The sequence below is a fragment of the Methanosarcina barkeri str. Wiesmoor genome (assembly GCF_000969985.1).
GTDB classification, from domain to species: Archaea; Halobacteriota; Methanosarcinia; order Methanosarcinales; family Methanosarcinaceae; genus Methanosarcina; species Methanosarcina barkeri_B.
Genome location: NZ_CP009526.1, coordinates 1,630,345 through 1,648,257, shown reverse-complemented (window position 1 = coordinate 1,648,257; position 17,913 = coordinate 1,630,345). Strand labels below are relative to the sequence as shown.

Below are 17,913 nucleotides of genomic sequence, written 5' to 3'. Positions count from 1 at the left end.
AAAAATGAACAACAGGATTCCCGAAGATCTCATAGAACGCGCATACCAGGGGAAGAGTACAAAAGAAGATGGGCTCCTGCTCCTGGAGGTACCTCCTTTCGAACTATTCAGGTTTGCGGACGAACTCCGGTCCCTTACGGCAGGGGATACGGTTACTTACGTAGTAAACCGAAACATAAACTTCACAAGCCGCTGTGTGGGCACCTGCGGGTTCTGTGCATTCAGGACAAACGATGGAAAAGTCCTCAGCATAGAAGAAATTATGGAAAAGGTTAGAGAAGCTGAGAAGGCAAAAGCTACCGAAGTTTGTATCCAGGGAGGTCTTCTCCCTGATGTGGGCCTGGACTTTTACCAGGAAATTGCAGAATCCATAAAAGCCGAATTTCCGGAAATGCATATTCACGCTTTTTCCCCAATGGAGGTTTACCATGCTTCTCATATCAGTGGTATAAAGGTAAGTGAAGCCCTTTCAAAGCTGAAGCGAAGCGGGCTTGATACAATGCCCGGAACTGCAGCCGAAATTCTCTCTGACCGTGTCAGGAAAATTATCTGCCCTTCAAAACTCAGGACTGCGGAATGGATTGAAGTAGTCACACAGGCACATGCTGCAGGAATTCCTACTACTGCAACCATGATGTACGGACATGTCGAAACTCCTGAAGAAAGAATTGAGCACATCCTGACTATCAGGGAAATTCAGAAGGAGACCGGAGGAATTACCGAATTTGTGCCTTTGCCTTTTATGCCTTATAATAATCCTGTTGGGGAAAAAATAATTCGAGAGGGCAGGTATGCTACTCCGGGCCTCGATGACCTGAAAATCTACGCTATTTCACGTATTCTTCTTCACGGACATGTAGATAATATTCAGGCAAGCTGGGTAAAACTGGGTAAGAAGCTTTCCCAGTTTGCTCTCCAATGCGGTGCAAATGACCTTGGAGGTACACTTATGGAAGAGAGTATTTCCAGATTGGCAGGAGCTCCTAATGGAGAAAGTATTTCTGTTGAAGAACTGGAATGGATGATCTACGGAGCCGGAAGAGTTCCAAAAGAGAGAACAACCCTTTACAAAGGAGTACGTGAACTGGCTTCCAGGAACCCTGGAAGGATTACAGGGTGTGGAGCCTCAGAATAAGCTGGATAGTAAAATAACACTCAGGGAAATGATGGAATTTTAAAAAGGATGATCGGATGTACACGAAAAAACCGACAATTCCAGAAGATGTAATTGAAAGGGCCTACAGGGGAAAATGTACTAAAGAGGATGCCCTCCTCCTGCTTGAAGGAAATCCTTTTGAGCTGTTTGAGCTCGCCAATGATCTGCGCGCCAGTACAGTAGGCGATGCAGTCAGCTATGTGGTGAACAGGAATATCTATATCACAAACAAATGTGTTGGAAACTGCGGGTTCTGTGCCTACAGGACAGAGAAAGGGTATATCCTGAGCGTTGAAGAGATACTGGAAAAAGCAGGAGAAGCGAGAAAAGCCGGAGCTGTGGAGGTATGCATCCAGGGTGGCTATATCCCGGAAGCCGATATAGAGTTTTATCTTGAGATTATAGAGTCAGTAAAAGCCGAATTCCCTGACCTGTGTATTCATGCCCTGTCCCCTATGGAAGTAAATTACGCAGCAGGACTCTCAGGCATGTCAGTTGAAGAAGCCCTGCACAGACTTAAAAAAAGTGGGCTTGATTCCCTTACAGGGACTTCGGCCGAGATCCTTTCCGACAGGGTAAGAAAGATTATCTGCCCTGGAAAAATCAATACCCAACAGTGGATTGACACCATAACTGCAGCACATAAAGCAGGGATTTCTACCAATTCCACTATTATGTACGGACATGTTGAAACCCTTGAAGAACGCCTGGACCATGTCTTTATTATCCGTGAAATCCAAAAAGAGACAGGCGGGTTTACGGAACTTATCCCGATGGCCTTTTTGCCTTACAATAATCCTATAGGGGAAAAGATGATTGCATCCGGGAAATTCTCGACCACAGGGCTTGAAGATCTTCAGCTCATAGCTATTTCCCGTGTAATTTTGCATACTTACGTTAAAAATATTCAGGCCACGTGGGTAAAGTTAGGAAAGAAACTTGCTCAGGTAGCCTTGCAGTGCGGAGCAAACGACCTGGGAGGCACGCTTATGGAAGACCAGATCTCCACAGCGTCAGGAGGCAGTAACGGAGAATATGTATCTCCTGCCGAGTTTGAATGGATGATAAAAGGGGCAGGAAGAACTCCTATGCAGCGGGATACTCTGTACCGGAAAGTGGAGCCAGTTATTGCTAATAGAGTAGAACCCCTTCCCGGTTTAGGAAAGACAAAGATAGGCAGCAGAGATTAACCTCCCGAGTCCCGTCACCCGAGTCCCGTCTCGGGAGGACGGCATGCACCCAGTTGGGCACCCGAGTTTAAACTCGGGAGCGCTGTCCGTTTCACTCACTTCGTTCGCTCAAGCGGACTAATTTAGAATTTGGAATTTGGAAATTAGAACGTAGAATGTAGATTTAGAATATAGAAAAATTGAGTTTTTCCTGAGAGGGCGAATTTTGCAAAGTTACTTTTTCCTGTGCGCCCTTCTCAGTGTGGTTAACGATTTTATGTAAGTCAGAGAGGTTGAAATTACTGCAAGCCGGAACTAGAAAGAAAACGAGTTTATCTTTCCGGGACGCGGGGGTTTTATGCTTCTTCATATAAATTTCAGTGAATTAAGTTAATATTCATTATATTTATTTTCAAACTTAGATTTTCAGGAGTCAAGATGAAAGCTGTAATCCCCTATAAAAAATCCAGTGCAAAATCAAGATTGTCCCCTGTCCTGACTCGGGAAGAGAGAGAAGAGTTTGTGGACCTGATGTTGAATCAGGTGATAGATACACTTAAGGAAGCCGGAGTGGGAACAATCGACATTCTTAGTCCTTCTATGTACGGGCTTGAGAATATGACGAAAGCCAATGTACTTCTGGACAAAAATGACCTGAACGAAGCCCTTAACGGGTACCTTGAGCAGGCTGAGGAGCCGGTTATTATTGTTATGGCTGATCTTCCCCTTTTATCTCCAGACCATGTTAAAGGGATAACTTCAACAAAAGAAGACGTTTGTATCGTCCCGGGAAAAGGTGGAGGTACAAATGCACTATTTATCAAAAACCCTTCCTGCTACAGAGTCAGGTACTATGGCTCGAGTTTTCTGACACACTGCTCGATTGCAGAAAAAACAGGACAGAGTGTTGAGGTATATGATTCTTTTTTTGCGGGTACTGATATTGATGAGCCCGAAGATCTGGTTGAACTGCTTATACATGGAAGCGGAGCTGCAAAAGAATATATCAGCAAAAAGTTCAGACTTGAGATGAGCAGAGGAAGGGTCGGACTGGTTCATATTTAGGAACAGCTTTCCTGACTAGAATCACATATATTTGTTTGTAAATTCAAGATTGACTAATCAATCAGTAACTTTAAATAAGTAATGTGCCTTTAAGCTATGAATAAAAAACTCAATGATTCATTGAGATTAATAGTTTTAATCTTGGATAGTGAAGTAAGGATATACAGAATCAGCAAAAATCTGGGTGGGCTATTTTCAGAAGAGGCGAGCCTGTGAGATCTTTTACATCTGGAGAAAGAGAGATCATAAGAAATAAAATCATAGATCGGGGTAAAGAATGCTTTGCCATATACGGAATAAAGAAAACGAGCATTGAAGATCTTACCAGAGATCTTGGAATTTCAAAAAGTTCTTTCTACTCTTTCTTTAATAGCAAAGAGGATCTTTTTCTACATATATATAAGAAAGAGCGAGAGGCCTTAAAGGACAACTTATTAGAAAATTCCTTCCTGAAATACAGGAAGGAACCTGATAAAGCGATAAGAGCTTATCTTCATTGTTTACTGGATATTGCTAATAAACACCCAGTCTGGAGAAAAGTTTACATTGAAAAAGAGCACCTTGAGTTGACAATTTCCCAGTCTTCAGAGGAAGAAATCAAAAATATTCGTAGAGAAAACGTGGAAATGATTCTACCCTTTTTTGAAGAATGGGCAGCTGCCGGTCTTCTAATAGACAAAAATACCAGGATTCTTGCTGAAACCACATATGCGGTTATTTCCCTCGTTCATTTCAGGAATGAAATTGAAGATGAGGATTTTCAGGATATAATGGATATTCTTATTGATCTTCTGGCAGAAAATATAATAAAAAAGTAAATATAAAAATAGTGATTGGATTAAATAGTGAAAGGTTACCTGAGAAGGAAGGCCTTTTCAAAAAAACAAATCATCTCCATACTATATTTAGGGGAGTGTATTAATGAAACATATAAAGTCTGTTTGTCCAGAATGCAAAAAAGTTCTTGATTCCACTATATTTGAAGAAAACGGCAAGATAATGCTGAAAAAAACTTGTCCAGAACACGGGACCTTCACGGATGTTTACTGGTCGGACAGCAAGCTATACTACAGGTTCAGGCGCTATTCTTACGTCGGTAATGGAGTTTCAAACAGTAATGAAACTCTTTCTTCCGATGGCTGTCCCTGGGACTGCGGAATTTGTTCCGGGCACAAAACAGGGACTTTGCTTGCAAACATCGACGTTACCAATCGTTGTAATCTCAATTGTCCGGTGTGCTTTGCTAATGCCAAAGCAAGTGGATTTATATATGAACCGGACTTTGAACAGATAAAAGAAATGATGCTTACTCTCCGAAATCAAGAACCTGTTCCCTGCTATGCCGTCCAATTTGCCGGAGGAGAGCCTACAGTCCGGGAAGACCTTCCGGAAATTATCGAAACAGCTCAAGAACTTGGGTTTTCACAGATCCAGATTGCAACTAATGGTGTCAGACTCGCAAAAAGCCAGGAATACTGTGAAGCTTTAAGGACCGCAGGGCTTCATACTGTATATCTATCCTTTGACGGAGTCTCAAAGGAACCATACATGGAGACCCGAGGATTTAATGCCCTTCCTGTAAAACAAAAGGCTCTTGAAAATTGCAGGCAGACCGGCCTGAGTAGTGTTGTGCTCGTGCCCACCCTGATAAAAGGTGTTAATGATCATCAGGTTGGAGATATTGTCCGCTTTGCGGTTAAAAATGAGGACGTGGTTAGAGGTGTAAACTTCCAGCCAGTAGCGTTTGCAGGCCGCATTGATCAGGCCATGCGAAAAGAACAGAGAATAACAATTCCCGATCTAATATCACTTTTGGAAGAACAAACCGAAGGAGAGATTCCCAGCTCAGCCTGGTATCCTGCATCTGCTGCAGTTCCCATAATCCGATTCGTAAGTGCGGTACGAAAAGTTCCGCTCCCCGAGTTTACAATTCACCCGATCTGTGGGGCTGCCACATATGTTTTTGAAGAGGAAGGAAAGGTAATTCCAATAAATGAATTTGTGGATGTTGATGGGTTCCTTGAGTTCCTTGAGAACGTTACTCCCGAATTTGAGGGGCAAGGTTCTAACGTAACGAAACTTGCAAAAGTTCTTTATAATATCCCGCGCTACATTGATGAAGCCAGAAGCCCAAAGGATCTTAAGATAATCTCCCTGATAACTAATTTTCTTAAAAATGGTACAAGAGAGCATGCTGCCCAATTTCATCGAAAATCACTTTTCCTCGGAGCTATGCACTTTCAGGACCTTTACAACCTGGATCTGGAAAGGGTTGAACGCTGCGGAATCCACTATGCCACCCCTGATGGCAGAATAATTCCCTTCTGCACTTATAATAATTTTCACAGAGAAGGAGTAGAAGCAAAGTATTCAAAACAATATAGGAAAAATATGGAGTTTGAGAAGAAAACCCTGAACGTTAAGGAAAGAGGAGCAGCTTGATCTCTCCTCTACAAAGAAAAGCATGATAATTTTTATTAAAAGGCAAAGATATAATTTATGGTGGTGTAATACAAAATATTTATATTAGAGAAAAAATTAACTGAAAGAAATTTTTATACCGAATACATTGGTCCAATAGAGACAATAACTTTAACTGGACAAATACATTAATTGTAAAAACTATTCGGAAGAGTAACCATACAAAATGGGTAAATCTAAATTCGAATATGATCTTTCTGAGGAAACATATAGGAATGATGAATACAGGTATGAAAAATATACCTCAGAAAGTCAAAAAAATATTCATCGGCAGAAGTATAAAACTTTAAAAATATAATTAGTAAAATAAAACTTTCAGGACTCTATTGAAGTTGTCAGTAGAAATAATGTGGCATTATACTGTCAAGCTTTTAGGTCCATGTCACATTAATTACAAGAAAGAGGATATCTGCTGGTTAAATATTATATAATTTACTTTTAAAAGGTACAGGTGAGCTGGTGAGCCTTAAGATAAATAGATATAAGTGTGGATACTGTGGTGCCTGTGTGGGAGTCTGCCCTAAGGGAGCACTCGAACTTGTAGAGACCTGGGTCGAAGTAGACGAAAGTACGTGCATTACATGCGGGATATGCGGTCGCATCTGCCCTGTAGGAGCAATTGAGGTAATGAAATGAAGGACATGTATGATGTTTTAGTGATAGGTGCGGGTCCTGCAGGTTCTATTGCCGCCAGAACCGCAGCCGAAAAAGGGCTGGATGTACTTTTAATCGAGAAACGCCAGGAGATAGGTGACCCTGTACGCTGTGCTGAAGGCGTGAACAAAGCATATCTCAAAAAATACGTGGAAATTGACAAGAGATGGATTTGTGCTGACCTTAGTGCTTCCCATATTTACGCGCCGGACGGTACAAAGATAGAGATGGCAGAAGAACTCTCTGGTGGAGAAGTAGGTTACGTCCTTGAAAGAAAAGTATTTGACCGGGCTCTTGCAGAAAAGGCTGCCGAAGCCGGAGCGGAAGTTAGGGTGAAAACCAGAGCCACTGGCCTTATCATTGAAGACGACTTTGTCAAAGGAGCTAGGCTCATGCATCTCGGAAAAGAGTATGATGTGCGGGCCAAGATAGTAATAGGTGCTGACGGGGTCGAATCAAAGGTAGGCAGATGGGCAGGCATCGATACTTCCTTAAAGCCGATAGACATAGAGACCTGCGCCCAATACCTGATAGCTGGAGCGAACATAGACCAGCACCACTGCGAATTTTACATAGGTAATGAAATTGCACCTTGCGGCTATATATGGGTCTTTCCGAAAGGCGATGGAAAAGCCAATGTAGGGATCGGAGTTCTCGGGAGCAAGACTGGAAAATTCAAACCAAGGCCTGTAGACTATCTTAACAAGTTTCTGGAAAATAAATTTCCCGATGCCAGGATAGTCGAGATGGTTTTCGGAGGAGTTCCGGTTTCGGGTAGCATTGAGAAAACTTCCACTAACGGGTTGATGCTAATAGGAGACGCTGCCCGCCAATCCGACCCTATCACAGGCGGAGGAATTCTTAACGCAATGAATGCTGGAAAGATGGCAGGAGAAGCTGCATATGCAGCTATATCCGCAGGAGATGTCTCCCTCGAAAAACTCGAAGAAGTTTATGAGAAACCGTGGAGAGCAACCCTGGGGCACGATATCGACATGAGCCTTATAGTAAAGAATTGCTTTATCAATCTAAGCGATGAAGACCTGAATTCGCTTGCTCATTCCCTAGAAAAGGTGAAATTTGAAAGAATGAGCCTTCTTGACCTGTTACAGGCTCTCTTTAAAGCCGATAAAAAACTTCTATGGGACCTTCGAGTACTTTTCAAAGATGCCGCAAAAGAAGTGGTAAAGAATAAGACATAACCTAGAAGAAATTTGATGCAGTGTAAGATGTAACGCCTGGAAACCCAGGCACCTTCCACTTATTAGACTTCTTTTTTATTCTGCCTTTAAGAAATTTCCATATCAGAAGTCATCAAACTTTTTTTCCTTGACGATCTCTTTTCTCATAAAAGTAAACTGACATGAATTAGCCTTAACTTAGATTTTTAGACCCCTTGAAAAATGATTAGTTTTTTAAGGGATATTAAACTTTATTTGCCCAATTAAATATAGTGTCAGCCCTCCCCCAGTTAAGGTACATTCATTAAATGATCTATTTGCTGTTTAAATGACTTAAATACTTTAATTGTTAAATTAAACGTTGATTTATCCTTACTTTTAACATTGAATTTTGTATGGATGAAAATGACATCAGATGCCTTATTTATAAATAAACATAAATTGTAAAAGAATAAAGTATTTATCTCAATTTTTTCTTGATTTAAAAGAGTATTATAGATTATTTATCTAAAAAATTGATTTTTAGACTGTACCTTAATTGGGGGAACTCTAAATGCATACTTATCATCTAAAATAAGTATTGTATGCCCTTAGTTTTAGTACTGATTTGGAAGGACCCTATAGATTTTAGAATCTGAACAAATAACCGCCAAAGCCATCGAAAAACTTAACCCTGCCGATAAACCCGCGAAAAGTACGAAAAATACGAAGAGCTGTGCACACGTATACAAATCAAAGTCAGTAAAATATCTGTCCCATGGCAGTCCTTTTGGCTCAGTATATTTACTATTCCATCCTCATAGCTCAGCTCAGCATCTTCATTATAATTCAGCCCTCTTGAGCGACTGAAGTAAGCGAAAAGGGCTTCGTACTGTTGCGATTACATCGCAACTCCCAGAAAATCTACGATTTTTTGTAATTCCGAAGCGAAACTCGGGTGATTCAACCCTCTTGAGCAAACGAAGTGAGCGAAACAAGGGCACCGTCCTCCATCGGACGGTTACTTGCTCCAGAACTCTGGCGTAAAGAGTAAAATTACAGTATAGACTTCAAGCCTACCGATCCACATATTTGCAATCAGGACCAGTTTACCCAGAGCGGGAACAGAATCAAAACTACTCATTGGACCTACGACATTCAGACCTGGCCCTATATTACCAAGCGTAGCTATGGACGCGGTAAATGAAGTTATAATATCCATTCCCAAAACCGAGAGAATCAGGGTACTTAAGAGAAAGACAAGCAGATATATGACAACAAATGAAACGATAGAATTGACAATCTCATCGGACACATTTTTATTGTTAAATTTAACGGCTCTTATGGCTCTCGGATGAATGACCTTGAATAACTCCGCTCGACTATACCTGAGGAGGATAAGGATACGTACAACTTTCATGCCTCCACCTGTAGAACCGGCGCAGCCTCCGATAAACATTACCAGTATAAGTACCATTTTGGCAGAATCGGACCAGAGATTAAAATCTGCTGTAGCGAACCCTGTAGTTGTTATAATTGAAACGATCTGAAAAATGGCAAATCTAAAGGAGTTAAAAATTCCTGTGCCCATATCCCGCCAGAGTAGAATAGCAAGAAGCCCAGTTGCTGAAAGGACCAGGCCTGTATAGAAACGAAATTCGTCGTCTTTAAGAAGAAACTTTTTGTCTATGTAAATTGCCCGATAGTGAAGCGCAAAGTTTGCACCGGCAACGAACATGAAAAATGTTATTATGAACTCAATAAGAGGGCTGTTAAAAGCTTCAACGCTCAGAGAGTAATTGGAAAAACCTCCACATGCCATTGTAGTAAAAGTATGGTTAACGGCATCATAAAGGGAGACTCCTGCAAGCAGGAGGACAATAACCTGAAGAAAGGAAATTGCAAAGTAAACTACCCAGAGAATTCTTGCAGTCTCCTTTATTCTTGGCTTTAGTTTGTCCTCAGTAGGCCCAGGCGCTTCGGCACGAAAAAGCTGGCGGCCTGCAACCCCAAGTTTGGGCAGAATCGCGATGAAAAGCACAATAATACCCATTCCCCCAAGCCACTGAATCATGCCTCTCCAGAAAAGGATGCCTTTTGGATGGCTTTCTATATCAGTAAGAATTGTTGAACCTGTAGTCGTAAATCCGGACATGGATTCAAAGACAGCGTTTAAAGGAGAAATCCCGTCCAGCATGAAAGGAATTGCCCCGAAAACAGCAGCTGCAAGCCAGCCCAGGGCAACGATTGCAAAGCCTTCCTTGCGCATCCATTCCTCTTCAGTTTTATAGGAAAGCAGGAGAAAACCTGTAAGTGTGGTTATGAGAATCGAAACCAGAAATGGAGTTAAACTCTCTCCATAATAATATGCAACTCCGAGAGGGACTATCATAATTAGTCCCAGGAGCCTTAGTAAGCCACCAAGTACATATAAAACAACTCTAAAATTCATGTGGGCCCTCGATTTTAAAACTGATAGACCCTTTTGAATTTTATATATATATCTTTTACTTAAAAAATTTCTCCACCGCCGAAACAGCGGAAGAAAGAGCAAAAACTATTACCTGATCTCCTTCCCGAATTACAGAGTCTCCTCTAGGTATGATGATATCATCATTATGAACGACAGTGGTGACTATTGCATCTTTAGGGAATTTGACCTTTTCGAGGGATTTTCCTATGATTTTTGAGTACCTTGAAGTAGTGTACTCGATAATTTCTGCCTTTTCGCCTTCCAGCATGGTAAGCTTTTCGATACCTTTTCCCATTGTAAGCTTAAGGACTTCGTTTACAGTTGCTTCCCTGGGACTGACTGCCATATCAATTCCGATCATTTCAAAAAGAGGAACATAGTCAGGGCGGTCAGCTCTTGCGATCACTTTCTTTGCCCCCATTTGCTTTGCCAGAAGCGAGCACAGAAGATTTTTTTCGTCATTGTCCGTAACTGCGAGCACGACATCCATATCTTCGATATTCTCTTCCCTGAGCAGGTTGACATCAGTGCCGTCCCCATTTAAAATAAGGGCATTTTCCAGCACCTCGGCCACTTCTATACAGCGGCTCTTTTTGTACTCGATAATCTTAAGGTCTGCATTCTCATCTTTGTCTATCAATTCGGCAAGATAAAATCCCACAATACCGCAGCCTATGAGGAGAATCCTATTTCTGTGAGGCTCCACATTCCCGAAAACGCGGCCAAGTTCTTCCAGAGCTCTGGGCTTGCCTACAACTACCATATGGTCGTTTGCGTCAATGACGTCGTCCCCATGAGGAATAACGATTTCCTGCTTCCTGAAGATTGCACTTACAATGCAGGAATCATCAAGCTTGAGATCCTGAATCTGCTTTCCTATAAGCTTGCTGTCAGGACGGATGGCAAATTCCATCATCTGAACTTTTCCTCCAGCAAAGACCTCCGTATCTATAGCTGATGGGCTCGAAAGGACCTCGGCAACCTCCGAGGCGAGAGCAAGTTCAGGACAGATCATTATATCGACTCCAACCTGAGATCTTGAGGTAACAGGCACATCGATATAATCAGGGTTGCTAACCCTTGCAATTGTTTTTGTTTCTTTCCATCCGGAATGAGATCTTATGATCAGTTTTGCAGTCATGCAGGCAACGATGTTAACTTCATCAATTCCTGTGACAGCCACTAAAATATCCGCATCGTGAATAATATTGGCGAGAATATCAGCATTTGCACCATTTCCTTCAAGAACCTGGACATCGAGTTCATCTGCCTTTCGTGCGACTTCCTCCTTTTTTTCAACAACGATTACGTCGTGCGTGGCGGAAAGAAACTTTGCAATATGATATCCTACCTCGCCTGCTCCTATCACTATTGCTTTCATAAGGTTCCCTCGAAAAAAAGCTTGATTCTAGATAGTTTAACCTGCTTAAGTATTCTTTGGAAAAGAAAACTTAAACGAGCATATTCTAAGGAGCATCCTTTCTATAGAGAAATAAAGGTTCAGAGTGTTTTAGACATGTATTTTATATGACGAAATGTAAAACCCCCTGAGTCTTTAGCTCAGGGGATATAAGCATCAACTTCTCCTTTATTCTTTTCATTATTCTTTAACTTCATACAGACCATCGGATAATTTAATACTAGATTAAGGCATGTGAAAACCAAGCAACTTTTAGTCAAGAGTCTGCCATCAGGCTCAGCAGGTCGTAGAAAAACCTTCGATTCTAGCTTGTAACTACGTAAGTAACTACGTAAAGCCGAAACGAGCGAAAGAGCGAGACTCAGTACGGATGGTTCAGCCGGAATTAAAGCCTTTGGAGATGCCGATAGTCATCTATGAATTAGGAAGCCGCTAAGTCTTTAGCTTAGTGGCAGTTCATCAAGATTGGGAAACAAAACCATATTTTTTCAGTATATCCTGTCCTTCTTTCCCGGTTACGAAATCAATGAACTTCTGAGATTCTTCTTTATGTTCGGAAGAAGAAATCACAGCTATCGGATACTTAACAGGAATACTAACAGGCACGGTTGTAATGATTCTGACAGTCCCTGGTTCTGCAGTTTTTGCGTCGCTTGTGTATACGAACCCTGCGTCAACTTCTCCTCTTTCCACGTATGTGAGTACCTGTTTGACATCTTCAGCAAATACCATCTTATTTTCGAGCTGACTCCACAAACCCGCCTCAGTCAATGCTGTACGTGTATAATTTCCAACAGGGACCGTATCAGGATTTCCAACGCCGAGTCTCTTAACTTCAGGGTCAGCCAGATCTTTTACTCCAGTGATATTAAGAGCACTGTTTTCAGGGACAATAAGCACAAGTGAATTTTGAGCAAAGTCTTTTCTTGAATTGTTTACGATAAGTGATTCATTTGCAAGCATATTCATTTGAGCCTCATCAGCTGAAGCAAAAACATCGACAGGAGCTCCTCCTTCAATCTGCCTGCGCAGGTTACCCGAACTTGCAAAATTAAGGTTTACATTCGTTCCAGGGTTTTCTTTCTCAAACTGGTATTTAATATTCGTAAAAGCTTCTGTAAGGCTGGCAGCCGCAGAAACAGTTATAACTTCAGACCCTGCTGCACCTGGAGTTGCTGGAGTCACCGTTGTATTTGGAGCTTCACCTTTCTGACCAGCGCATCCTATTGCAAGAGATGCACTTAACAATACTAACAGAATTATCAGTTCTTTTCTCATTATTTCACCCCCACATGACACAAGCTTGACCCCCACATGATACAAGCTTGTGTGTAAATAGAGAACTTATGTGGATATAGAACTTATGTGGTTGAATTGAAAAATCAATAGCATTAAACCCCTACTGTATAAAACACTAAACACGTGTATAAAACACTAAACAGGTAACAACGCTGAATGTGCTTGATTTTTTACATCAAGTGCGAATCAAGATTCTGGACGACGCCCTGATAAGTTAAAACAATTGAAGGAAGAAACCCTGATAAGTTAAAACAATTGAAGGAAGAAACCCTAATAAGTTAAAACAATTGAAAAACGAAAGCTATTGGAAGAAGTAAGAGCGCACCGTTGCGGTGTATTACCAGTGTAAAATACTACTGTTAAAAGAATGATATTCAGACATTTGTTTAAGGTTTTGCATTTCCCTATAGCAAGATATCATAGATCTCATCTAAACTTTTACAGTAGTTTTGATAGTTGTGAGTGTTCTCTTTTCTTACCAGTATTGCTTTAATTCCTGCATTTATTGCCCCTTCGACATCTGCAATGTAACTATCACCAATCATTGTTACTTCACTAGTATCTTCAAGTTTGTCAAGCACTCTCCTGTACATCTGGATATTTGGCTTTTCATACCCTAAATGTGCTGACGAATATACCTGAATGAAATACTTATTTATTCCTAAATCTCTAACCAGACTGGATAATTCAGGTACATGATTTGAGACTATTATATTTTCATAGTCTTTACTTATCGCTCTTTCTAAACAGGGAATTGTATCATCATAAAGATGCCATTTTGTAGTATCTAAGTATTTTATTTTTATTTGACCTGCAATTTCGGATGATAATCTTTCATTAATCCCAAGTTGATGTATTATTTTAGAAAAGTGCAATGTCATGTAATCCCACCATTGGATTCCTCCAAAAAACTCTTCGTGAGATATTTCCGGAGTGTGCCAGGGAAATCCTCTGGTAAGAAGTGGACGAATATCCTCAAGTCTAATGCTGCTGTATCCATGTTCCTGTAATAGATCGTATATAGTTTGCCCCCACATTCCATCCCGATATGCCAATGTATTATCAAAGTCCCACAGAAGATATTTTTTCTGCATTGTAATTATTCCTGTTCTATCCTGAAATGGTTTCGCATATTCTATAAGAACTAAAATACGAACTTTTATTAAAGGTTCGTTTTTTTGGCTATAAGAGTGTAAACCCAGCTGTTATACATCATATCAGAATTTTCTTGATTCCTTCGATAAACTTTCATCAAATGCAAAAATTCTATGATAAACACATAGGCATTTTTCTCGGAGTCTGCAGACATCGAGAAAAATAAGTGTTTAGGCCGAGTGGTGAGAACGGTTACCTTTTCTAATTGTGAAGGTTTTAACTGATTTTGTAAAAAATCTAGATTTTATGCAACAGAACCCTTCATATAAATATCCGTGGTAGTGTGTCAATTTTTATGTAAAATCAAAAATATTAATAAATTAGTCGTTGGAGAATCCAACATCGAAAGAACTGAATTATGATCAGTATACAAAAATTTGACTCTGAATTTACAGAAAATTCGATACACTGCCATATCCTAATTATCTATAGTCATTAGGTTAATTAATGCAACATTTCATTAGATAATGCTGTTTTTTTTGTTGCAGCAATTATGAGCGTTATTATATTCATCATCATTTTGTGAAAGCCATTCCTGAACGCTTGCCTCCAAACGCACAGCTTTAAAGCCATGAGCTCTTAATATCTCCACTGCTTCTACAGACAGTAAGCAGCAACGACCACGGCAATAAGCAACAATTTCTTGATTTATAGGTAAAGTAGCTAAATGCTTTTCCAAATCTTCGAGAGGAATAGAATTAGCTCCTGGAATGTGCATCATCTCATATTCTTCTTTCGGCCTTACATCAATTAAAGTCACATTGCCTTCTTTCATTCTGACAATGAGTTCACTCATTTTTATTTGTTCTATATTATCTCTGTTAGTGTAAATTTCCTCCCGAAGCTTTTGAAGTTCCGTAATACGCTTTTCGGCTAAAAGCTGTAAAGATAAGATGAAATTCGCCACCTTTCGATCTGCCAATTTGTAATATGAGTAAACTCCACGCTTCTCATACTCTACCAACCTGGATTCAAGCAGAGTTTGCAGATGCTGGGATGTATTTGCAACACTCATATCCGTTTCACGGGCGATTGTTTCGACCGTTTTGGATCCCTGCATCAAAATGTCCAATATCTCCAGTCTTCGAGGACTTGAAATAGCCTTTCCGATTCTGGCGAGCTGCGCATAAACGCTATCTTTAAACACACGGGTTTCTTTTTCCATAAAAACTTCCTGATTCATCTCGTTTTTTTATCTGTTCTAAGTCGTAATTCATCGTTATGCTTAAATACAATTTTACCATATGATTTAAATATTCAATTGATCAATTGAATATTTAAATTCTACAGGTCCTAAATGGGATGCTGCCATCAGATTCTAAATATCGTACGCTAAGATTTTACTATCTGAAATCTAGACAAGTACGAAATTTAGGATTTTCTAGTTGCGCCCTAAATGAGATAGATTTACAGTTGGATACGGAATTAATTAATCTAATAGGATGAGCTTATGACAGCAACATTTGACCCTTCTGTAACTGGTATATTTGTTTTTGGGCTACTAGCAGGTATCTGCCCATGTAATAGCGTGTTATGCTTAGGATTAATAGGTTACCTTACAAGCGGAAAAACAAACTTATCACTTTTGAACATACTTAAACTAGTTTTCTCATTTTCAATAGGCACTGTGCTAGTACTATTGCCGCTTGGATTTATTGCTGGATACATTGGTAAATATATATTGTTTTTAAATAGTGCAATCGCTTGGGCAATTGGTGGTATATTAATGATTGCAATGGGATTACAACTATTACATGTTTACAAACCACCAATACGAAGCATGTACAATTTTTTTAAATTACCTAACTCTTACACAATAATGGGAGCATTCTTACTTGGGCTTTCTTTTGGGGCAATTACAATAGGTAGAGGTGCTCCGATGCTAATAATTGTATTAACTTATATAGGATTGTATCAAACGCCGCTTCAAGGGACACTTACTATGTTAATATACGCTATTGGTCTAAGTATTCCTCTTATGGTGATCAGCTCTATTGGTGGTTCAATAGGTAAAAAAATTAAGGAAACCACCAGAATGAGTGGTGACCTCATGGATAGAGTAATAGGAGTATCAATTATAATAATCGGCCTTTATTTCCTATATCTAGCCACGCAATAAATCAACTCTTTGTCAATTTGAGTAAATAATTTAAAGTCATTTTACAAATGTGACATATAAGATACGAGAAGAAATTTAGATCCTACCCACATTAAAAAATATATTATAGAATCTTCAGATAGGGTCTCAAAGTTAGGGACTTTTCTGGCTCGTGGTAGTCTACAGGAACTAAGATAAATTTTCAGCATGCACTGAAACCAGTCAAATGGTCAGCCCTCGAAGATTGTACAGTATCTTTTTTTCACAATTCTCGAAATTATTTTAGGATAAAACAGCATTTTAATACTCCTTTTTTTTTCCACAATTCTCTTTATGAGTGCCAGAATTCCCTTGTAAAGAGTACAAGCACGGTATAAACCTCTAGCCTGCCTACCCACATATTACTGATAAGAATAATTTTGCCTAGCAGTGGGATTGATTCAAAATTTGCCATAGGCCCGACAATGTTAAAACCAGGACCTATATTTCCGAGAGTCGTTATCGAAGCTGTAACCGAGCTTACCATATCAACTCCCAGTAGTGTTAGAAGCACTGTACCTACAACAAAAACTCCTATATAAAGCACAACAAAAGAGAGAATTGACTGTAAAATGTCTTCCGGTACTGCTTTATTATTTAACCGGATAGACCTGACGAGTCGAGGATGAACAAATTTGAAGAGTTCTCTCCTTGCATATTTTAACATCAACAGAAAACGTACAACCTTCATGCCACCGCCTGTAGAACCCGCACAGCCTCCGATAAACATGACTGAAAGAACCAGAATTTTTGCTGAGTCCTTCCACATATTAAAATCCGTTGAAGCAAAGCCAGTGGCTGTCATAACAGAGGTTATCTGAAATATGGCATAACGAAAAGAATTGAATGGAGAGAATCCCATATCTTTGAATAGAACCAGTGTAAGTAAACCCGTGAAACCGAGGATAAAAAAAGAATAGGCCTTGAATTCCTCGTCTCGAAAGAGAGCAAACTTATTGACACGAATCACCCGGTAATAAAGAGCAAAGTTAGCCCCAGCAATAAACATGAAAAATGTGAGAATAAATTCAATAATAGGACTGTGAAAAGCTTCTATTCCTGCATTATAAGTAGAAAATCCCCCACAAGCCATACAGGCAAAAGAATGATTGAGAGCATCGTAAAGGGACATTCCACCCAGAAATAGAGCCACAACTTCAAGAGCAGAGATAAGAATGTAGAGCGTCCATAGAATCCTTGCAGTTTCCCGGATTCTTGGCTTCAGTTTATCTTCAGTAGGACCTGGAGCCTCAGCCCTGAACAGCTGACGGCCGGCAACTCCGAGCTTTGGCAGAACTGCTATGAAAAGTACAATGATTCCCATGCCTCCAAGCCAGGCGGTAAAAGACCGCCAGAAAAGAAGTCCTCTTGAATAGCTCTCTATATTCGTAAGAATTGAAGAACCCGTTGAAGTAAAACCCGACATTGATTCAAAAACTGCATCAATAAAAGAAACTCCTTCAAAAAGAAAAGGAATAGCCCCGAAAATAGCTGCTGCAAGCCAGCTCAAAGCCACAATGGCAAGGGCCTCTTTTTGCTGCCAATCCTCACGACCTTTGAATCGCATGAGAAGCAAGCCAGAAACAAGTGTTATGAAAAAGGAAACAATAAAGGGGACAAGAGGTTCCCGGTAGTAAAAGGCTACTAAAAGGGGAACAAGCATTGTAAATGCCAGAAGGAAAAGAATTTTTCCTAATGCATTAAAGACTGCGCTGTTATCTATAAGAAACCACCTTCCTCCCAA

At 40.2% G+C, this 17,913-nt stretch carries 14 protein-coding genes; 8 read left to right on the top strand and 6 right to left on the bottom strand.

Annotated features, from left to right (window positions below; genetic code table 11):
* The first annotated feature begins 4 nt into the window (after positions 1-4).
* The 7 genes from cofH (MSBRW_RS07030) to MSBRW_RS07000 all read left to right on the top strand — a co-directional run bounded on the left by cofH (MSBRW_RS07030) (position 5) and on the right by MSBRW_RS07000 (position 7,727).
* The gene (cofH, locus tag MSBRW_RS07030) at positions 5-1,135 is read left to right on the top strand and encodes a 5-amino-6-(D-ribitylamino)uracil--L-tyrosine 4-hydroxyphenyl transferase CofH (protein ID WP_011308328.1); all 1,131 of its coding nucleotides are present in this window, start codon (positions 5-7) and stop codon (positions 1,133-1,135) included.
* A 56-nt stretch (positions 1,136-1,191) separates the two neighbouring features.
* A complete protein-coding gene (cofH, locus tag MSBRW_RS07025) occupies positions 1,192-2,346 on the top strand; it encodes a 5-amino-6-(D-ribitylamino)uracil--L-tyrosine 4-hydroxyphenyl transferase CofH (protein ID WP_011308329.1) in 1,155 nt (384 codons plus the stop codon).
* Positions 2,347-2,763: 417 nt separating this feature from the next.
* Positions 2,764-3,390 (top strand): 2-phospho-L-lactate guanylyltransferase, encoded by a 627-nt coding sequence (gene cofC, locus MSBRW_RS07020; RefSeq protein WP_011308330.1) that lies wholly within the window; start codon positions 2,764-2,766, stop codon positions 3,388-3,390.
* A gap of 212 nt (positions 3,391-3,602) precedes the next feature.
* Positions 3,603-4,208 carry a TetR/AcrR family transcriptional regulator gene (locus tag MSBRW_RS07015; RefSeq protein WP_011308331.1) on the top strand — a complete coding sequence of 202 codons (606 nt, stop codon included), beginning with the start codon at positions 3,603-3,605 and terminating at the stop codon, positions 4,206-4,208.
* Between the two features lie 103 nt (positions 4,209-4,311).
* Positions 4,312-5,832 carry a tetraether lipid synthase Tes gene (gene tes, locus MSBRW_RS07010; protein WP_011308332.1) on the top strand — a complete coding sequence of 507 codons (1,521 nt, stop codon included), beginning with the start codon at positions 4,312-4,314 and terminating at the stop codon, positions 5,830-5,832.
* 498 nt (positions 5,833-6,330) lie between these two features.
* Positions 6,331-6,507: a 4Fe-4S binding protein gene (locus tag MSBRW_RS07005; protein ID WP_011308333.1), complete on the top strand. Its 177-nt coding sequence runs from the start codon at positions 6,331-6,333 to the stop codon at positions 6,505-6,507.
* Entirely contained in the window at positions 6,504-7,727 is a 1,224-nt protein-coding gene (locus MSBRW_RS07000; RefSeq protein WP_011308334.1) for a digeranylgeranylglycerophospholipid reductase, read from the top strand. Before MSBRW_RS07005 ends, MSBRW_RS07000 begins: the two co-directional genes overlap by 4 nt.
* Positions 7,728-8,706: 979 nt before the next feature.
* Here MSBRW_RS07000 and MSBRW_RS06995 read toward each other — a convergent pair.
* The 5 genes from MSBRW_RS06995 to MSBRW_RS06975 form a co-directional block, all read right to left on the bottom strand.
* Positions 8,707-10,137, bottom strand: coding sequence for a TrkH family potassium uptake protein (locus tag MSBRW_RS06995; RefSeq protein WP_011308335.1), 1,431 nt, complete (start codon positions 10,135-10,137; stop codon positions 8,707-8,709).
* 55 nt (positions 10,138-10,192) lie between these two features.
* Entirely contained in the window at positions 10,193-11,539 is a 1,347-nt protein-coding gene (trkA, locus tag MSBRW_RS06990) for a Trk system potassium transporter TrkA (protein ID WP_011308336.1), read from the bottom strand.
* A 498-nt stretch (positions 11,540-12,037) separates the two neighbouring features.
* On the bottom strand, positions 12,038-12,856 hold the full coding sequence (modA, locus tag MSBRW_RS06985; protein ID WP_011308337.1) for a molybdate ABC transporter substrate-binding protein: 819 nt from the start codon (positions 12,854-12,856) through the stop codon (positions 12,038-12,040).
* A 425-nt stretch (positions 12,857-13,281) separates the two neighbouring features.
* Positions 13,282-13,971, bottom strand: a complete 690-nt coding sequence (locus tag MSBRW_RS06980) for an HAD family hydrolase (protein WP_048103037.1) — start codon at positions 13,969-13,971, stop codon at positions 13,282-13,284.
* Positions 13,972-14,492: 521 nt separating this feature from the next.
* The gene (locus MSBRW_RS06975) at positions 14,493-15,197 is read right to left on the bottom strand and encodes an ArsR/SmtB family transcription factor (protein ID WP_011308339.1); all 705 of its coding nucleotides are present in this window, start codon (positions 15,195-15,197) and stop codon (positions 14,493-14,495) included.
* A 285-nt stretch (positions 15,198-15,482) separates the two neighbouring features.
* Here MSBRW_RS06975 and MSBRW_RS06970 point away from each other — a divergent pair, with 285 nt between their 5' ends.
* Positions 15,483-16,151, top strand: a complete 669-nt coding sequence (locus tag MSBRW_RS06970) for a cytochrome c biogenesis CcdA family protein (protein WP_011308340.1) — start codon at positions 15,483-15,485, stop codon at positions 16,149-16,151.
* 310 nt (positions 16,152-16,461) lie between these two features.
* Here the strand turns inward: MSBRW_RS06970 and MSBRW_RS06965 are convergent, their stop codons facing one another.
* Positions 16,462-17,892, bottom strand: coding sequence for a TrkH family potassium uptake protein (locus MSBRW_RS06965; protein WP_048103475.1), 1,431 nt, complete (start codon positions 17,890-17,892; stop codon positions 16,462-16,464).
* Between the last annotated feature and the right edge of the window lie 21 nt (positions 17,893-17,913).

Bases quoted from the DNA above. Each gene is read 5' to 3' on its own strand.
- MSBRW_RS06995 (WP_011308335.1), bottom strand. From the start codon at position 10,137: ATGAATTTTAGAGTTGTTTTATATGTACTTGGTGGCTTACTAAGGCTC.
- MSBRW_RS07000 (WP_011308334.1), top strand. From the start codon at position 6,504: ATGAAGGACATGTATGATGTTTTAGTGATAGGTGCGGGTCCTGCAGGT.
- cofH (WP_011308329.1), top strand. From the start codon at position 1,192: ATGTACACGAAAAAACCGACAATTCCAGAAGATGTAATTGAAAGGGCC.
- tes (WP_011308332.1), top strand. From the start codon at position 4,312: ATGAAACATATAAAGTCTGTTTGTCCAGAATGCAAAAAAGTTCTTGAT.
- modA (WP_011308337.1), bottom strand. From the start codon at position 12,856: ATGAGAAAAGAACTGATAATTCTGTTAGTATTGTTAAGTGCATCTCTT.
- trkA (WP_011308336.1), bottom strand. From the start codon at position 11,539: ATGAAAGCAATAGTGATAGGAGCAGGCGAGGTAGGATATCATATTGCA.
- MSBRW_RS06975 (WP_011308339.1), bottom strand. From the start codon at position 15,197: ATGGAAAAAGAAACCCGTGTGTTTAAAGATAGCGTTTATGCGCAGCTC.
- MSBRW_RS06970 (WP_011308340.1), top strand. From the start codon at position 15,483: ATGACAGCAACATTTGACCCTTCTGTAACTGGTATATTTGTTTTTGGG.
- cofC (WP_011308330.1), top strand. From the start codon at position 2,764: ATGAAAGCTGTAATCCCCTATAAAAAATCCAGTGCAAAATCAAGATTG.
- MSBRW_RS06980 (WP_048103037.1), bottom strand. From the start codon at position 13,971: ATGCAGAAAAAATATCTTCTGTGGGACTTTGATAATACATTGGCATAT.
- cofH (WP_011308328.1), top strand. From the start codon at position 5: ATGAACAACAGGATTCCCGAAGATCTCATAGAACGCGCATACCAGGGG.